Source organism: Roseivirga misakiensis (genome assembly GCF_001747105.1).
GTDB lineage: Bacteria > Bacteroidota > Bacteroidia > Cytophagales > Cyclobacteriaceae > Roseivirga > Roseivirga misakiensis.
On the sequence record NZ_MDGQ01000005.1, the window covers coordinates 1,710,246 to 1,729,971 of the forward strand.

8 protein-coding genes are annotated in these 19,726 nt (G+C 39.5%); all 8 read right to left on the reverse strand.

What is annotated here, in order from left to right; all coding sequences use genetic code 11:
• Positions 1 to 2 precede the first annotated feature (2 nt).
• Genes BFP71_RS15025 through BFP71_RS15060 form a run of 8 tightly spaced genes read right to left on the reverse strand, consistent with a single transcriptional unit; the run spans position 3 to position 19,725 of the window.
• Positions 3 to 3,107: a WD40/YVTN/BNR-like repeat-containing protein gene (locus BFP71_RS15025; RefSeq protein ID WP_069836261.1), complete on the reverse strand. Its 3,105-nt coding sequence runs from the start codon at positions 3,105 to 3,107 to the stop codon at positions 3 to 5.
• A gap of 54 nt (positions 3,108 to 3,161) precedes the next feature.
• Positions 3,162 to 5,534: an ABC transporter permease gene (locus BFP71_RS15030; protein WP_069836262.1), complete on the reverse strand. Its 2,373-nt coding sequence runs from the start codon at positions 5,532 to 5,534 to the stop codon at positions 3,162 to 3,164.
• The gene (locus BFP71_RS15035; protein ID WP_069836263.1) at positions 5,534 to 7,906 is read right to left on the reverse strand and encodes an ABC transporter permease; all 2,373 of its coding nucleotides are present in this window, start codon (positions 7,904 to 7,906) and stop codon (positions 5,534 to 5,536) included. Before BFP71_RS15035 ends, BFP71_RS15030 begins: the two co-directional genes overlap by 1 nt.
• A 1-nt stretch (position 7,907) precedes the next feature.
• Positions 7,908 to 10,244: an ABC transporter permease gene (locus BFP71_RS15040; RefSeq protein ID WP_069836264.1), complete on the reverse strand. Its 2,337-nt coding sequence runs from the start codon at positions 10,242 to 10,244 to the stop codon at positions 7,908 to 7,910.
• Between the two features lies 1 nt (position 10,245).
• Positions 10,246 to 12,597, reverse strand: coding sequence for an ABC transporter permease (locus BFP71_RS15045; RefSeq protein ID WP_069836265.1), 2,352 nt, complete (start codon positions 12,595 to 12,597; stop codon positions 10,246 to 10,248).
• Positions 12,598 to 12,606: 9 nt separating this feature from the next.
• On the reverse strand, positions 12,607 to 14,964 hold the full coding sequence (locus BFP71_RS15050) for an ABC transporter permease (RefSeq protein ID WP_069836266.1): 2,358 nt from the start codon (positions 14,962 to 14,964) through the stop codon (positions 12,607 to 12,609).
• 8 nt (positions 14,965 to 14,972) lie between these two features.
• Positions 14,973 to 17,366, reverse strand: a complete 2,394-nt coding sequence (locus tag BFP71_RS15055) for an ABC transporter permease (protein WP_069836267.1) — start codon at positions 17,364 to 17,366, stop codon at positions 14,973 to 14,975.
• A 4-nt stretch (positions 17,367 to 17,370) separates the two neighbouring features.
• A complete protein-coding gene (locus tag BFP71_RS15060) occupies positions 17,371 to 19,725 on the reverse strand; it encodes an ABC transporter permease (protein WP_069836268.1) in 2,355 nt (784 codons plus the stop codon).
• Between the last annotated feature and the right edge of the window lies 1 nt (position 19,726).

Below are 19,726 nucleotides of genomic sequence, written 5' to 3' on the forward strand. Positions count from 1 at the left end.
ATTTAGAACCAATTAACCTTCAGCTTCTTAATAAGAGCCTGAAATTCACTCCAAGTAGAATTTGTCTGTTGATCAATGGCCTTTTCAAACTCATCGATCAGCCCTTTTGCTATTTTTAATTGTTCTCTATTTTGAGCAGAAATGGCAGTAGTTCTAGCCGCAACCAAACGCCTAACCTCCATTAACTTAGAATATGGAGTAACCTCAAAAGATTGCCATGCCCCCACTTGCCGATCGGGACGAGTCGTCTGCCCTTTCGATCTTAGCGCTAAAAGTTCCTGATCAATTTCATCTGCCTGTTTGAGTATATTCTCAACGTCTTCCCCTTTTTCTTCAGACAAGTATTCTTTGACTTTCTGCACCGTCGTGAGTCTTTCATCTATCAGTTCAAACAACTTTGAAATTCGTGCTAATTCTACATCGACTTCCTTTCTAAAACCATATAATTCTATATCCACAGCGGGATTAAGCGCAAAGCGAGGGTCTTCGATGAGCCGAATTGAAGCTTCATCTGAGCTACCATTGTGCGTCAAAACGACACGATACTCGCCTGGAAGTACTGGTATCCCCTTTCTTCTACTTTGCCCCAAAGCTGACTCTTCATCAAGCTGCCAAATCATATAATTAAGTCCTTCAACAAGCTTTTCGGTGCTTCGCAAGGTTTTTATCCGCTTACCAGAAGCATCATATATGTTGGCCTCTACCGATTCTGACAATGGAGCACTTTCACTTAAATAGAATGGAATTTCTGTGCGTTGAAAAACCTTATTCTCACCCTCAAAAGTCGTATGGAAACCAGTCCAGATATTTCCAGGAGGGTTAATAAACAATCCTTTCACCTGTACCGCATCGTTCATCGGCAGTGCAGTTATTCCATTCTTCAGACGTTTCCCTGCAATTTCCCTCAGACTTAAAAGATCATCTAAAACCCAAATGGCTCGACCAAAAGTACCGACAATTAGTGCTGATTCTGGCTTCTGGATGGTCATATCCATGGTAGAAACTGATGGAAAGCCATTTTTAAATTGAACCCAAGAATCACCTTCGTCAATACTGACCCATAGCCCGTTTTCAGTTCCTAAAAAGATCAAATTAGGCTCTACTGGGTCTTGTACTATGGACAATGCATAGCCTTGAACTATTTCATTATTAGCTTTGCGCATCCAAGACTTCCCAAAATCATCTGTTTTAAAAAGGTAGGTATCATAATCGCCTTTGCGATAATTATTTGCTACCAGCCAAGCCGTACCTTCTTTATACGCTGAAGCCTTTATTTGTGCGATCCACGCCTCTTTTGGTAATCCCTTGACGTTCTTTGTTAGGTTTTTCCATGCTCTACCTTTATTGGTCGTGAGCTGTACTTGACCGTCATCCGTTCCAACCCAAATGACACTTTCATTAATCGGGCTAGGTGATATCGCCAAAATGCTGTTATACATCTCCGCACCCGACACATCTAGGGTTAGCCCTCCATAATCAGGTTTTTGGTGGGCTGGATTATTGGTAGTGAGATCGGGCGAGATAACATCCCAAGTAGCACCTTTATCTTTCGTTACATGTAAGAATTGGGAGCCATAGTATAGCGCACTTGGATTGTGCGGATCTTTGGCAAACCCTGCATTCCAATTAAACCTTAATCTAGTACTCAAGTCTTCTTGGGGAGGCTTTATGCTCACATAATAACCCGTAAGTTTATCATAACGATATAAATTTCCATTCTGAGAGGTTCCATAACCAAACCTTGAGTCATCTAAGTCAGGAGCAATATAAAAACCATCGCCACCGACTAAATACTGCCAGTATAAAGTTCTGATTCCGCCCCTTTTCCACGTATATCCAGGTCCAGACCAGTTGCCATTGTCCTGCATGCCACCGTAGACATTATATGGCCTATCGTTGTCAACATTAATATGGTAAAACTGGGCGACTGGGATCGTTTCGGGGAAGTACCAACTTTTACCATGATCATATGTAATACCAATACCACCATCGCCACCGATAATGAAATGCTCTGGATCTTTAGGGTTTACCCAAAAGGCATGAAAATCTGCATGAATACCCTTCGTCTCATCCGCGGGAATCATGGGTACAGGATCAAAGGACTTTCCGCCGTCATAACTCACCGAAAGTGGTTGATAGATGTTATACAATCGATTTGGATCTTTAGTATCTACAGCCAATTCTTGGAAATAAAAGGGTCGATTATTCGTGAATCGAGGATTATTATTAATCATTTGCCAAGAAGAACCACCATCATCACTGCGATATAGCGCGTTCCTTTTAGCTTCTACTTTTGCATAAATTCTATCTGGATCACTTTGGGCAATTGCAATTCCTATCCTACCTAAATCACCTGCTGGTAATCCTGTATCCTCTGTTAATTGTTTCCAATCTTCCCCGCCATTGTAAGACACAAAAAGTCCAGAACCACTTCCGCCAGAAGTAAAATAATATGGGGTCCGTCTGTGTTCATAAAGTGCGGCAATCAGCTTATTCGGGTTTTTTGGGTCCATGACTAAATCAGCAATTCCAGACTTATCATTGCTATAAAGAATCTTCTCCCAAGTTTTACCACCATCGGTTGTCTTATATAGTCCTCGATGACTATTTGGCGTAAAGGGATCACCCATAGCTCCCACATAAACTATGTTTCCATCTCGCGGATCAACGATGATTCTGTGGATTGTCTTGGTATCTTTTAACCCCATATGCTGCCAAGTAGAACCGCCATCGAGACTCTTGAAAATGCCCATCCCTAAATTCATCGAGTTTCGTGGATTTCCTTCCCCTGTGCCGGCCCAAATTATACTCGGATTTTTTTGATCAATGGCCAAAGCACCGATATTCTGTGTAGGCTGATCATCAAAGATTGGTGCCCATGCCGATCCACCGTTTGTTGATTTCCAAACGCCACCAGAGGCAGCACCTACATACATTACTTTGGGGTTTTTCTCCTCCACAGCAATTGTTGTGATCCGCCCACTCATATTTGCGGGACCTACATTACGAATGTTCAGGTTGGTGATTTTAGAAACATCTAATTGCTGTGCCGAAACAAGGCTGAACAGACCGAGTAAGGCAAGTGTGAGAATAATCCTTAAGCGCATGGTTGAATACTTTAAAGAAAGTAAGTTACTAAGCAGCGCTTAAAAACAAGTCGACTATTGCTCTTTTAAAGTTTCTACGGGGTTAATGCGACTAACTTGAAGAACTTGTCGGGCAATAACCAAAAATATGATCACCATCAATGCTGAAGATATTGCCAGGCCATGCCACAAGTTCATTTCCATTCTAATGGCAAATTCATTTAGATAAGACTTCATTAACCAATATGCAATTGGTAATCCTACGAGTAGCCCTAAAAGCAATGCTGAAATAAAGGGTGATGCCAATTGGTTAAAGAGCCCTATTGTTTTTGCGCCTAATACTTTCCGAATGCTGATAGATTTACGCTGAGCATCACCGAAAGCGATCGTCACACCTAAAAGATTCAAAAGAGACAATATAAGTACAGCCACCGCCAGAAACCCATAGAGTTGCGAAACCTTTTTGAGGTCTATTATCGTTTCATCTTCTTCTGCTCCTAAATCTTGAATTAAAGGGCTTGTAACACTATCATACTTTCTCCAAACATTTTGTAAGTCAGCCATTACTTTTGCTTCGCTTCCTTTCTCAGTCTTCAGTAGGAAACTTCCGAATTTCGGTATTCCGCTATTTGTCAAGAATACGCGTGGTTCTGCTTCAGGACTACTTACCCCCCAATCGGAATAATCCTTGGCAATTCCAATGATCGTCAAAGGGTTCCCGTCCAATTCTATCCGAGACCCTAACTCAAGACCTGGTATGCTTTTAACTGTCGTCTCGTTCACGACGCACGACTTATCAATAGGAATGTTATTAGAAGGGTTAAAGTCAATTCCTGATACCAATGTAACATCTAGTGTTTCAAAGAAATTATCGGCGACGTACACTCTTGCCAAACTTTCTTCAATCAAAGTATCGCCGTTAACAAAACGTAAAGAAGAAAAACCGTCGAAATTATAAGGAAAGGGGCCTCCAGATATTTGCTCAATCTCATCAATACTCTCAATATCCGCCAAAACGGATTGATAATTTTGCTGCATTGGTTCATTGTCAATGGCAAAACTAAGCAGGCTTTGTTTGTTAAGACCAATATCAAAACTGGTTAACTCTTGAACTTGTAAACGTTGAATCAACACGCCAAACACCAATATTGAGGTAATAGCGAATTGTCCAATGAGCAACATTCTTTTTAATGTAAAACCTCCTACTACAGGGGCTCTTAACCCTGAAAGTATTGCTACTGGATTTAGTCTTGATACGATAAATGCTGGATAAACGCCTGCAAGAACCCCAGCTAAAAGTGTAAATCCTAGAACTGGAATTATAAACTCCAAATTCGTTAAATCAACGTTAATTGGAACTTGAAAGAGGTTTGAAAAATAGTCTGATGATAACTCCAGACCGATAAGTGTGATTAACAATGCCAAGTAGGCATAGGCGATTGATTCTAATAGTAATTGTTTTTTGATGTCACTTTTATTTGCTCCATTAACTTTCCTAACGCCAATTTCTTTAGTTCGCTTTAAAGAAAGACTCAGTGCCATCGACAAATACCCAATTAAGGCACAACTAAGCACAGCAAAAGCCACATAACCTACATTCTTAATCATGGCCTTATCGTTCTCAATCAAAGCACTATACTGCGCACCATAATCATAATGTGAATAACCCCAATAAGCATCTAATAAGTTTTCGGCATAAACACCAGTAACATCCTCTCTATCATAAAGCCTTTTATACTCGGTATAAAGAGCATTCTCTAAATCGACCACATTCTCTGGCTCTTTTAATCGAATATGCGTAAAGAACACATTTGACTTCAGAGTTCTTGGCCTTTCTAAGTATCGCTGTTCTTTGGAGAATATAAGCTCTGGCTTGAGTAATGATTGATTCGAGACCGGTGCCAATACACCTGCTATCTGAAAAGTGCCTTTTTTATGAACAAGGAGACTTTTTCCAACAGGGTTCACTTTAGGGTAAAGCAATTCCGCTAGCCTAGAAGAAATAATAACATCTTTTGTATTCGACAGTGCGGTTTTCTCATATCCATACAGAAGAGGAAACGTAAAAACCTCAAAAAATCCTGGCTCTCCGTATAATGCCAAGTCTACTTTGATGTAAGACTCATTATCAACACTTAGATACTCTTCCTTACCTCTATCTAAAGTACTGACAGCTTCAATATTAGGGTTCCACTCGGTTAACTTTTCGGCAAAGTCGATCGGCATATAAATATGTCTTCCCTCCTCACCAAAATTGAGAGAAAGCTGGTAAATTTTATCTGCATCTTTATGATTTGAATTTCGTGAAAACTCATACTTCATATAGATCGCTGCCAACAGAAAACAGAACATCCCTGCTGCAAGCGAAAAGATCATTAAAACACTATATAGCTTGTTTCGCTTGAAGTTTTTAAATGTGCACTGAAGATAATGAAGCGATAATTTCATTACTGCTCTTTTAAAGTTTCTACGGGGTTAATGCGACTAATTCTAAACAGTTGATAACCGATCATAAAAAACAGAATTACAGCCATCAAAACGGCTACTGCAATACCATAAGCTGGTGTTAGTTCTATTCTTACCTTGTAATCAGCTAAATATTGATTTGTAAACCAATACGCCAATGGCATAGCCAAGCCAATCCCGATTCCTAGTACTTTGAAAAATGGACTTAGCAGCTTGAGAAAGAGTGAAAATGTCTCTGCTCCCAACACTCTTCGGATACTGATATTCTTTATTTGATCAGTTGCATGACTTACAGACACACCAAGCAGATTAAACAACGACAGGGTTAGTAAAACAGTGGCTAAAAATGTAAAAAGAGCTGTTTTATCCTGAAAACTACTTGTTGCTGGGTCCTTGTTGTCCAAAAGAGAGCTAACGCTCGGAGGAATTACTGGCTCATAAGTTCGCCAAATACCTTCTAATCGAGCGATCAAATTAGCTGTGGTTTCGGTATCATGATCAATTAATAGACTATGATAACTTGGTTTATTTGTCACTAAAAAAAGCCTTGGGTCGACACCGAGATGATTAATACCCAAATCGACATAATTATCGACTACACCAATGATCGTGAATGGTTGTCCTCTCACATTGAGGACCGTTCCCACGACATCACCACCTAGTGCCTTCGCAAAAGGCCCGTTTATTAAGCATGCTTGGCTTGAAGGGACATTACTATTAGAAAAAGAGCTACCAGATGACAATTTCACTTGCATGACTTCGAAGAAGTTATCCTCCACCAACACCTTAGAAACCGAATTTCGAATTAGAGAATCACCTCTATCGTACTGATAGCTTGAAAATCCATTGTATGAAAAAGGAAATGGTCCGCCAGAAATTTCATTAACACCTGGAATATTTTTTATTTCATCGAGTACAGATTCGAAGTTATTAATGAGGTTTTTATTGCGAAGTAACTGAAACGCCACAATCCCATTTTTTTCATAACCAAAATCGAACTGCTGCATCTTTTTCACCTGCATGTTCTGACTATACACGAAAAAGACCAGCGTAATCGTCATAACAAACTGTAAAAGCAACAAGCCTTGCTTTAGTCTGAAACCAGCCCCAGAGCGACTATTATAACCAGACAGAACTTTTACCGGATTTAATCTTGAAACCACAAAAGCAGGATAAATACCTGCCAGTAAACCGGTTGAAACAGCAAAAATGACCATACCACCGACTACCAAAGGGCTGTTATATGACAGCCCAATAGGAATTCCAAATAGCGCTGAAAAATAGCTCCCAAATAATTCTAGAGACACTAAAACAATTGCCAACGATAACAAGGAGTAGAAAATCGATTCGCTAAGTAATTGTAGTTTGATATCCGATTTTCTCGCGCCATTTACTTTCCTAATCCCTATTTCTTTGGCACGTTTTACAGATAACCCTAAAGAAAGAGATAAGTAGCCGACAAATGAGCATACTAGAATGCCAATTGAAATGTAACCAATTGTCTTAATCATACTTTTATTCGCTCCAGTTAACGAATAATGATCGCGACCATAGTTATTATGCGAGTATCCCCAATAAGTATCTGTCAAAGATTCAGCCAAAACCTCCTTGATGCTTTCATTCTTATAAACACTCTGATAATCACTGAATATTGATGCTTTAACATCGGCTATATCTGCACCTTCTGCTATCTTAATGTGCGTCATGCCCACTTCAAAACTGCCCGCTTCCTCTTTATATTCTTCAGGAATTTGAGGTCTTGGGAATATTAGTTTTGGGTTGATCAGCGATTTATCGCTCCCCTTTTCCAAAACACCCGAAATAAGGTAAGTTCCCTTTTCATGGACGATCAACTCTTTGCCAATTGGGTTAACCCCTTCAAACAGTGTTTCTGCAATTTGATTTGAAATGACCACCTTTCTACTACCGTAGAGGGCAGTTTTCGGATCACCATATTTGAGTGGGAAGGTAAAAACATCGAACAGTTCACTATTGGAAAAAAATGCTTGTTCCTCCTCTATGTAATCTTTTCCATTGGCGCTTAAATAGAAACTACCATCACTGTCCATCACATTGACCGCCTCAATATTTGGATTGATAGTCTGGAGTCTTTCCGCGAAATCAGCCGTCAATGACTCACCAATCTTGGGGTTTCCTTTTCCCAGACTGATTAGAAAAACGCGATCCGCATTCGTATGGCTACTATTCCTAGTGTATTCAAAACTTATGTAAGATGAGGCTAGAATAAAGCAAAACATGCCCGCCGCTAAGGACAACACCATAAGACTGGTATACCACTTATTACTCTTAAAATTTGTAAATGCAGAACTGAAATAGTGCTTTGATAATATCATCTTATTCGTCTTTCAAAATCTCAACTGGATTGACCAAATAGGCCTTCATACTATGAAAAATAGCCGTTGACAATGTGACTACGCCCACTATAATTAAGGTTACTAGAACTAGGACAATTGGAAAATCTATACGGTAAGCAAATGAGTCTAACCAATCATTGGCACTTAAATAAATTAGAGGAATTGCCACTAACGCTGCCAACGCGAGATTTAAAAGATTACTATAGTTGAGCACGCTTTGAATATCAATGAAACTTGCTCCTAGTACTTTTCGAATTCCCATTTCCTTGAGTCGCCTTTTAGTTGCATAACCTGCCATTCCAAACAGGCCTAAACAAGCAACTATAGCCGCCATGAGCGTGCCTGCCTGAATCATTTTCATAATAACCATTTCTTGCTGGTATAGCGCTCCAACCTTCTCCTCCAAAAAGGAAAAAGTCAATGTTTCACCAGTAACGGCTTCATATTGAGACTTGATAGCCTCAGTAGTCTCTAAAAAATTATTGTTAGAGATTTTTACAATCATAGATCCCTGATTTATGCCAATCTGATTAAACATGATTGGTTTAATAGGCTCTTTCTTTGACATGGCATGAAAATCTGAAGCAACTCCAATCACGGTGAACTCTCGATTGAAAGTTTTTATCACTTTGCCGATTACATCTTCCCCAAGTCCAAGTGACCTCACTGCAGATTCATTCAATAAGATTCTATTAAGTCCCACATCGCCTTCCTTAAAACCTCTTCCCTCGACTATATCCATGCCCATAGTTTTGAAATAGTCTATGCCGATCGGGAAGTTATAAAGCTCGACGTCATCAAAACCGTTGATACTCATCGTACCGAAAACATTTCCTGGTATACTCCTAGCACGAGTCACAGACGCTACACCTGGTATTTTCAGGAAGTCATTTTTCAATACATCTGCGTACTTGGTTATTTTAGTCTTGAAAGCGGGAATAATCATTTGGTTATCCTTATCAAACCCTAGATTCTCATTTTGCATGAACTTCAACTGCTTTTGAGACACAAAAACTATAGAGGTGAGCGTCATGAATATTACAATCTGGAAAATACTGAACCCTCTAAGCCAGAGATGCTTACTTTGACTATTGGAGTTTCTGAGTGAAGTAGAAATTTGTGACTTTCCACTAATTAATGCGGGGTAAGCTGCTGAAGCTATCATGGCAAGGAGAATAAACCCAAAGGCTTTAGCCCAAAGCATTACGGAGTTAGTAATTGAAGTATCCAGCTCACGGTTAATCAATGTCTCTAACTCGGGTACCAATACCTCTACAAGCACCAAGCTAACTATTGTAGCAACAATAATGAGAATTAATGATTCTAGGAGAAATTGCTTGTATACCGATTGCCTATTTGCCCCTAACACCTTACGAATACCGATCTCTTTCGTGCGCTCAAAGGATTGGGCCACTGACATGCTCACATAATTAAAAAAAGAGCAAACTAAGATGAATAATGCGACACTTGAGAAGATATAAATGTATTGACGATCCGTTTTTTGGCCAAGATCATCCTCGATTTCACTATTAAAGTGAATATCCGCGATCGGCTGGAGACCAATCAAGCTTTTTACCGAAATGTCGTACTGATTATTAAAAAAAGTCTCTATGCGAGCCGTAAGACTTTCGGTGTTCTCCGTGTCTTTCAGTAATAGGTAGGTTTGATCGCCATATCCCTCAAAATAGTTAGTAAATGACGATTTCCTCCATTGGTTTACGCCTTCGATGTCAAAAATGAAATCTCCTTGAAGACTACTATTTGCGGGTAAATCCTGATAAATGCCTACAATGGTAAACGGCACTTTCCGAACAGAAATGATTTCACCTACCGCTTGATTATTGAAGAACCTGGTTGCCATTCGTTGGGAGATCAACGCGGTGTTTGGCTCATTTATAAAATCTGGTTTTTTGCCATCTACGACTGTTATATCAAAAACATCAAAAAACCCTGGATCAACGGATAAGTTCTTAAATGTGGCTGACGAATCGTTGAGTGATTGAAAAACCACAGTTTTATTCCATAACTCGATTCTCGTATACGCTTCAATTTCTGGAAAATTTTCAGCTAACGGCACTGCCAAAGCTGCTGTGAGTCCACCATCATGATGTCCGTGTCCGTCTTCTTTCCATTCAGTAATCCGAAAGATTCGATCTGAATTTTTATGGTACGTGTCAAAACTCAATTCATTTTGAACAAACAAGTAAATCACAAAAAAAGAAGCCAACCCAACAGAAAGGCCCAACAAATTAAGCAGGGTAAAAAGCTTATTTCTTAATAGGTTTCGAAAAGATACTTTTAGGTAATTCTTGAACATATCACTCGTCTTTTAAAACTTCCACTGGATTCAATAAATAAACTTTGACACTATGAAATGACGCGACTAATAATAGGATAATCGCCGCAATGATGACAGCCAAGAATATGAAGGCATAGGGTATTTGTATACGATACGCAAATTCATTCAACCAGCTATTCATCCAATAAACTACTAAAGGAACACTAATGGAGATGGCCAAAAGCATTCGCATCAAATTCACACTATTTAGTGTGCTTTGAATGGCCATAAAACCCGCTCCTAATACTTTTCTAATCCCCACTTCCTTAGTCCTTCTCTTTGTCGAATAGCCCGCTAGGCCAAACAATCCTATAAATGCCACTAGTGATGCCACCACCATAAATGTGTTGACCATGGATATCATAACTTGTTCTTGCTTGTATTGGGCCTCTACCTCTTCGTCTAGGAAGTAGTATTTCGGTTCTCTCCCGTCATTCACCTTTTTATAGGCATCGACTAATGCAGTTACTGTCTTGGTCAATTCTTTTGAAGAAAGTTTGACCACTAGATGTGCATCAACCTCAATCGGATGAAAGATTACTGGTTCTACCTTGTCTCTTTTTGAGGCAAAGTGAAAATCTTTGACTACACCAATGATCCGCTTATCACCACCTTTAAAATAAAGCATGCTATCCCTTCCAAAGGGTATATTTTTACCCAAGACGCTCTCGTCTACACCGAGTTCCTTAGCCGCGGTCTCATTGACCATTACAACAGAAGATGTTTCTATGTCTTGCAGATTAAAATTTCGTCCTTCGACTAAAGTCATACCCATTGTTTCTAGATAATCCTCGTCTACATCGAACATGAAATATCTGGGGCCTGAATTCGTCAAACGCGTAATATTTCCCGGTTTTGTAGGAAGTGTTGCCGTGTGGCTTACGGACTTGACACCACTAATATTCTGAACCTCATTTTTGAGAACACTTTCCATTCGATAGTTAATTTGCGGAAGCACTAGTAGTTGATCTTGGTCAAAACCCAGGTTCTCGTTTCGCATAAAGTGCATTTGACGATTTGCAGTTACTGCCAAACAGACTAAACCGATAAAAACGATAATTTGGAACACCGTGACAACATCTATAAAACGCTTTGCCACTGGCGAGGAAAACCCACCTTTCAGAAGCGAAACTACTCTACTCTTTGCACTAGCAAAGGCAGGATAAGCTGACGCTATAACGCCAATTAACAGACTAAAACCCAACCCTTTCAATACTAGTATTTCAGAAGTAAATACTCTGATATCCAGCTCTCTATCCACCAAAACTTCAAGCCTTGGCATAAGCACTTCGATTAAAACGATGGACAATACAAAACTGATCAATATGTGTAAAATTGATTCTACTGTAAATTGAATGTAGAGTGCATAACGCCTAGCACCAACAACCTTTCTTACACCAATTTCTCTGACCCGCTCTAGCGATTGCGACAGTGCCAGACTGACATAATTAAAAACTGCGCAAGCCAAGATGAAAATTGCTACAAGGCTAAATATCAGTACATAACGCTGATCTGTTTTCTCTAAAATGGGGCCATCTACATCTAAGGAGAAATGAACCTCTGAAAGGGCCTGAAGCCTGAAATCGATATTCTCTACAGCCCGATTCTCTAGGTAAGCTGTAGTCAATTTGTTCTCAACCGTCTCAATGTCGGCTCCTTCAGAAAGTAGAAAATAAGACTGAGTTTGCAGATCAACATTCCACCATTTGCCACCTCGGTAGCTATCGGGATCGTGAATTAAAAGGAAAACATCTGACTTAATAGACGATGTTTCCGGTATGTCTTTGAAAATACCTGAAATGATATATTGCTCTCGCGATGTCTTCATCGTTTTACCGACAATATCCAATGAACCGTAATATGCGATCGCTTTTGATTCGCTGATTAAAATGGATGAAGGAGCATCTGGAAAAACAGGTTTTCTATCAGCATGATACTCAAGATCGAAAATGTCTAGAAATGACTCATCAACATCGTAATAATCGACGCGTTGGACGGAATCTTGTAAGCCTTCAAAATTGAAAAAGCGGAATTTCTTCGTGATACGAGAATATGCTTCAATTTCAGGTGTTCGTTCTGCGGCCAAAGGAGCCAATGCAGCCGTGGATGTACTACTTTTGCTCAATACATCACCATTCGCTTCATGTTTCACTAACCGATAGATTCGGTCCTTTTTATCATGGAATTGATCATAGGCCAACTCATTTTCTATGAATAAGTAAATGATAAAAAAGGAGGCTAATCCAATTGATATACCCAAAATATTTAACCCAGTATAGAGTTTATTCTTGAGCGTATTCCTGAAAGCAATTTTTATATAGTTTCTGAGCATAATTTCTCCTTATTCGTCTTTTAGGATTTCAACTGGATTGATGAAATAGGCTTTGATGCTATGGAATGAAACTGTTAATAGCATGATTACGGAGGCGATCAGAATCGCCGCGACGATAATAGCAAAGGGCATTTCGATTCTATATGCGAATGAGCTGAGCCAATTATCCATCCAATAGATGACTAATGGCACACTAATACCAATGGCCAAGAATAGTCTGCCAAAACTTGCTCTATTGAGCGTCTTCTGTATTGATACAAAGCCTGCGCCCAGCACTTTTCTTATTCCCATCTCCTTTGCGCGACGCTTTGTAGAATAACCTGCAATGCCAAACAACCCAATAAAAGCAACTATTGCGGCTATCAGCATGAATGTATTAATCATGGTGATCATTACGCTTTCTTGTTTGTATTGGGAATTGATTTGATCTTCCAAAAAGATATAATTAGCCTCCTCACCTCCGCTCAAGTCACGATAAACGGACTTAATTTGATCTACTGAATTCACTATGCTGGCTTCGCTTAGTTTTAGTACTAATACTGCCGAGTACCCGGTTATCTTCTCAAAAAGGGCAGCATCAATCGGTTGCTTTTTGGAAGCGATATGAAAATCATCTACTACACCAATGATCCTGAGTGTTTCGCCTGGGTTACGTTCAATAGTTTTACCCACTGCGCCATCTTCAAAACCTAGTTTCATGGCTGCTGTAGCATTAATTATAATCGCTTTGCTATCCTCCGTATCTGTTGGCAGGAAATTCCTTCCCTCAAGAAGTTTCATTCCTAGCGTCTCAAAATAGTCTTCATCGATATCGAAATTTATCCATTGGAAGTCGTACTCTCCGAAGGAGCTCATACCCAAGGTTCTTGAGGGTATAGATGTAGCGTAAGACGCAGAAACTACACCCGGAAGGTTTAATAGGTCATTTTTTAGCGACTCTTTTTTCAGGTTCATTGCCCTTGAAAACCGATTAATGATTAATTGAGACTCCTTATCGAAGCCAAGGTTTTCTTCTCGCATAAAATGCATCTGTTTGTTGGCTGTAAAGGCCACACAGATTAAGGTCACAAAAACGGCGATTTGAAATATACTGATGACTCCGATGAACCTCTTTTGAGAAAAACCTCCTTTCGCATTTTTAAAAATCTTAACGACTGAGAGTCTAGTACTTAAATAAGCAGGATAAAGAGCACATAATACAGCCACAACCAAGCTGAATCCTAGTCCTTTGAGCAATAATAATGGTTGGCTAAGCACGCCATTCCCCAACTGACGTCCGATGAGTAACTCTAATTGAGGCATCAGTAATTCGACTAATACTGTTGCCAAAATGAAACTGATAAATACGTGGATAATCGACTCTGAAATAAACTGTTGGTATAATGAGTTTCTTCGAGCACCTATGACCCGCCTTACGCCAACCTCTTTTGTTCTTTCTAAAGAATGAGAAAGGGCTAAACTAACATAATTGAAGACGGAGCAAACAAGTATAAAAATCGCTACTAAGGTGAAAGTGAAGATATATTGCCGATCTGTTTTTTCTTTCACTGGGCCTTTTACGTCCAGCGAAAAATGAATGTCTGCCAAAGGTTGTAGCGACATACTCCTTTGAGGGTTTTTGTAGCTATTTTCATTCATTATATCGTCTATCTTCTTTTCGACTGATGCTACATCCGCAGTTTCACTGAGTAAAAAGTAACTTTGATCGCTATAGCTGGCATTCCATTGATTGAAACCTCTTTCGCCCCTGTATGAATTAATCGATTTTATGTTCCCGATCATATCAGCCTTGATAGAACTGGTATTTGGTAAATCTTCGAAAACCGCTTGAACAATGAATTCATTGTTCCTAATCTTTATTATTTGACCTAAGGCATCCCTTGCCTCCCCAAAATATGCTTGTGCTTTTGTCGCGGCTAGTAAGATATGATTGGGTGTTTGAAACTTTTTCTCTGGATTTCCCTCTATAATTTTCAAATCGAACCATTCAAAGAAGCCCTCATCAACTCCAGCAGATTCAATACGATCGGTGGAGTCGGCAATCCCAGGGATGGTCACTCCTTTCGGGAAATTCTCTAGTCTTGTAAACGCTAGAATTTCTGGAATTTCTTCGGCGGCAGCAGGTGCTAAAGCAGAATTGAGCCCTCCACTCTTCTCTATTCCTGTATCTCGATTTATGTTTTCAATAATTCTAAAGACCTGATCTTTTTTAGGATGAAACTGATCATAGGCCAATTCATTACTAATAAACAGCGCAATAGTAAAAAACGACGCTAATCCGATAGCCAAGCCTAAAATATTCAGACTTGCATAGAGCTTATTGTTCTTAATATTCCTGTAGGCAACTTTTAAATAATTCTTGAGCATAGCAATTTTTAATCGTTTCTAAGAATGTTAACTGGATTGAGCTTTAGGGTCGACAAGCCTTTGGCTAGTACCGTAATGGTTGCTAACAAGTAGATGGCCAGACCAGCGTACAGGCCATGACTAGATGTCAGTGGAAGTCTGTTGAAATAGGCATTTAATAGGTTATCCATCAATAAATAGGCAGCTGGTATAGCTGAAATCAAAGCTATGGTGATGACCGCTAGATATAGTTTGGATAGCGTCCATTGTAATTCGAAAAAGGAAACCCCAAGTACTTTTCTAACACCAATTTCTCTCATACGGAATGAAATATTAAAGGCAATCATGGCAAACAGTCCGAAAAGAGATACGGCTATGATTAAGGTAGTCACGCCACTGATGATTGTCGTCAACCGCTGTATTCGGTGATAGTTTTTAGCATAAGCAGCATCCAAAAACTCAAAGGCCATCACTTCATCTTTATAAATACCTGCAAAAGCCGCTTCAACAGAAGAGAGTCCCTCTTTCATATTGTCCTTATCTAGTTTTACTAGTAAGTTTTGCCGTGGTGATATCAATTTTTTAGTAGGCAGAATAGTCAGTGGCCGTACTGGCGATGAAGGTCCTTTGAGGAAGACATCTTCTATAACCGCGATGACACGTTTATTCACTTTACCCTGACCATAAATATCTAACTGAACCGTAGCCCCGACAGGTTGCTCTAATTCGAGCTTCTTGGCAAGCAATTCATTAATGATTACGCCTTCAGAAAAATCAGTAGAGATCGCTGGGGCTAGATTTCGGCCTGCGGTGATATGGATTCCGAGCGTAGAGATAAAGGTTTCATCCGTTTGAAAACTTTCAGCATAGCGAACCGACTTTTCACCATAAAAGACATGGTTCGCGCCTGCCGCCCCAGCTGGTAAAGGCCCGATCGTTGTTCCGAGTACCAGTGAATTACTATTGACAGCATTTAGAAACCTTTCGGCTTCCGCTTCATTCTGGTTAGGAAATGGTACAGCGACAACTTGCTCCTTTGTAAAGCCTAAATCGTAATTGAAATAATGGTCTATTTGGCCATTCATCATTGACATGACAGTAATCAAGAAAGCACACAGCGTAAACTGAAACCAAAGCAGTACTCTAAAGAGCGTTTTACTCCTCGTGTTACCCATCATGCGTGTTTTTAATATCCTACTCGGTTCAAAACGAGAAAGAAAAAATGCTGGATAAATTCCTGCTAAAAGGCCACAAAGCACTGCATAACCAATAAGCATCACAATTTGAAGTGGTTTCAAATAGTCGATACTCATTTCTATGCCCATAAGGTTTGAAACTGATGGTATTATCAGTTCTAATGCTATGACGGCTACCACCAAACTGATCAAAGAGAATACAACTGACTCGGACAGAAATTGAGCGATCAACTGTTTTGGCAGAGCACCATTAACCTTTCTTATGCCCACCTCCTTCGCCCTTTGAATGGCTCTAGACACAGCCATATTCACATAATTTGTAAGGGCTATGATCATCAGGATAGCGGCTAGAATTCCGCAAATCAACATGACATCTTTATTGGCTCCGAGGCCTTTGTTTCTGTTGTTCATGGATGCACCACTTCTCGACCAATCCCAATATGAGTCAGCAAAAGGAGTTAATTGAACCTCGCTCTTATACATCCCGCCTTCAGGTACATTTTTAGCATATAGCGCCTCTAGTTGGGCCTTAATTTCATCTTCGTTAGCGCCTTTCGAAGTTTTTAGGTAAATGAAATAGGTGTTCATATCCCATGACTGCAAAGCTTGTCTTGAGTTTCGCGCCACTAATGGGATGACTATATGTGGTTGAAACTGAGAATTGGCTGGAAAGTCATTCAAAACCGCTTTGACCACAAACTCACCCTGTTTTTCGATTTTTAGAGACTTGCCAACAACATTAGTTTCATTGAAATACTTTAAAGCCGTTTCTTTAGAAATGACTATGCTTTTTGGATCGCTTAAGGCCCCTTCTAAGTCACCGTATGCAGCCGTGAATGAAAATACATCGAAAAACGACTCTTGAAATTGATAATATGGCTCGCTTATCGACTCATTTTTATCATTGATGACTTTTAAATTAGCGACGCCAGTAGAGGTGGTTGTAATGGCCTCAATATTTGGTACTTCCTTTTCAATGGCATCCGCGAAAACAGCTGGAGTAAAAACATTGAAGCCACCTCCATATCGATCGGAATACTTTAATTTGACAACCTTTATATCCTCAACATCATCATGAAATTTGTCATAAGAAATCTCATAATTGATATATAAGGCTACGATGATAAAGCCCATCATAGCCGAAGACAATCCAATGATATTGGTTATCGTGTAAATTCTATTCTTACGAATGTTGCGTAAAGCGACTTTAAGGTAGTTTCTCCACATAAATTTAGTCTTCTTTTAAGTGATCAATTGTGTTGGCAAAAAAGGCTCGAGTTGTATGTATACCCATGGCAGGCAAAATAACAAGTGCTGCAAGGCCTATTATTGGTACAAAAGCTATCAACTCCAAGTCGATATGGTAAGCGAAATCATTTAGCCAATTGTTGATACATAAGTAAGCCAAAGGCACAGCAACCAGCGCACCGAGTATCATTCTCAGAAGCCCTCGAGCATTTATCGAGCTCGTAATATCAAGCAAACTGGCACCTAGTACTTTTTTAATGCTTACTTCTTTAATTTTTCGCTTCACTGTGTAAGCACTGGAACCGAGTATTCCCATCACAGCGATGAGCAACGCGACACTTGTAAATATGCCTATAACACGCAAAATGACCATTTCACTGCTATACATTCTGTCATAGCGTTCGTCTAAAAACGAATATTTAAAGTTTGTTGAGCCCGTGACTTTATCGAATCGATCCAACAGATCGGCAAGCGCTTCTTTTGGACTCTCTCCCTTCAACTTGACTAATAAATTTCCAAATCCATCATTGTCGAAAAGTCGAATAGCCAAAGGTCGAATAGGCGATTGCTTTGATTCGAAGTGAAAGTCTTTTACGATCCCGATCACTTCTTTTCCATTAAACTTTTTACCAATAGCACTGGCATTACTAAAGACCTTGGCCGCAGATTCGTTAATCAAAACATAATCCTTGTTAGATGGAATATCTTCAAGCATCCGGCCTTCAATGAGTTCTAAGTCTAGTACATTTACGTAGTCCGCTTCTACTTGATATTCAGCATAGTTAATATCCAATTCCTTATTATAGAAGACCGCACGTGATTGTGAGGGAAATGTTGTAGCCAAGCTCTGTGATGAAACATACGGACTTTTAGCAAATTCAGCCTTTAAGGCCTCTTTTTTAAAGATACTTTCACGTGTATTCACATTTACTACTACCACTTGATCTTTGTCAAAACCAAGGTTCTCATTTTGTATAAAATGAAACTGTTTATTGATAAATACAGTGGCAGAAATTAAGAATAGGAACACTGCCACTTGAAATCCATTGACCAAGTCAATAAAAAACGACTTATTGAATAAACTGGATCGTTTTGCCGAACCCCTAAGATCCGTCAGGTTCTTACTAGAGACGATCAGCGCTGGGTAAGCCGTAGATATTAATGCCGTTAAAATAGCCACGCAATATGCCCCAAACAAAACGCTAGGCGACCCGAATAAATCAATGCCCAAGTTTCTGCCTAGCAACAATTCTAGCTGAGGAACCAATGCTTCGACTATAATCAGCCCTAAAACAAAAGACAGGCTTGTTAAAACCAACGATTCGACAAAATAAATGAGCAGAAGCTGCCATTTTTCAGCACCAATAGTTTTCCTAATACCAATTTCCTTAACTCTTTCTACCGATTGAGAAAGTGTTAGGGATGCATAATTAGTAACCGAACTGATCAAAACAATCAGAGCAATTAGACTAAATATGGTGAGATAACTTGGGTCTATTTTGTTGGCCACGCCATCCACAAGTTTTACATCGAAATGGATGTCTTTAACCGCCTGGCTAGCATATTGGATATTCGATCCCTGTTTATCCTGAAGGTTATGTTCTTCAGTGATTTTTTTAAGTACTTCAGCTTTTTGTTCGTCAGTTATGCCTTTTGAAAACTTATAGACGGTTTCAATCGAGGGCACCCGCCAATCAGTGAATTTGAAAGGGAATTGTTTATTGGCCTCTACATAAGAAGAAGCTATGTTGAACTGAATCGATGAATTCGTAGGAACATCTTCGAGTACTCCCACAATTGTCCATTGACTTTTACCTATGCTTATTTTTTCTCCTAATGCCTTCTTAGTTGATCCAAATATGTCTTTGGCTAACGACTCTGTTAAAACGGTGCTATTCGGCTGTAACTCATAATCTGGGTATTCACCAAGTAGTAAACCAAAAGAGAACACATTAAAAAAGTCGGTATCAACTCGTTTTATATTCAGTTTGACATTTTGCTTGTTGTAAGTCAATGAATCTGGGTAAGTTACTACCCCACCATTGGAATATCTGGTGACTGCCTCAATTTGCGGTAAATCGCTTTTTATGAAAGTTGAAATTGCTGCTGAAGTACGTACTGAACGCGTATCAGCATTCTCGGAATTTGTAACTCTGATTAATCTGTAGAGTCGGTCATTACCATCGTGAAATTTATCGAAGGACTTTTCTTTTTGAACAAATAGGAAGATGATTAGAACGGCCGCAAACCCTATAGATAAACCAACTAGGTTTGTTAGGGTATAGAGCTTATTACCGATTAATCGTCTTAATGCTATTTTCAAATAGTTAGTCCACATA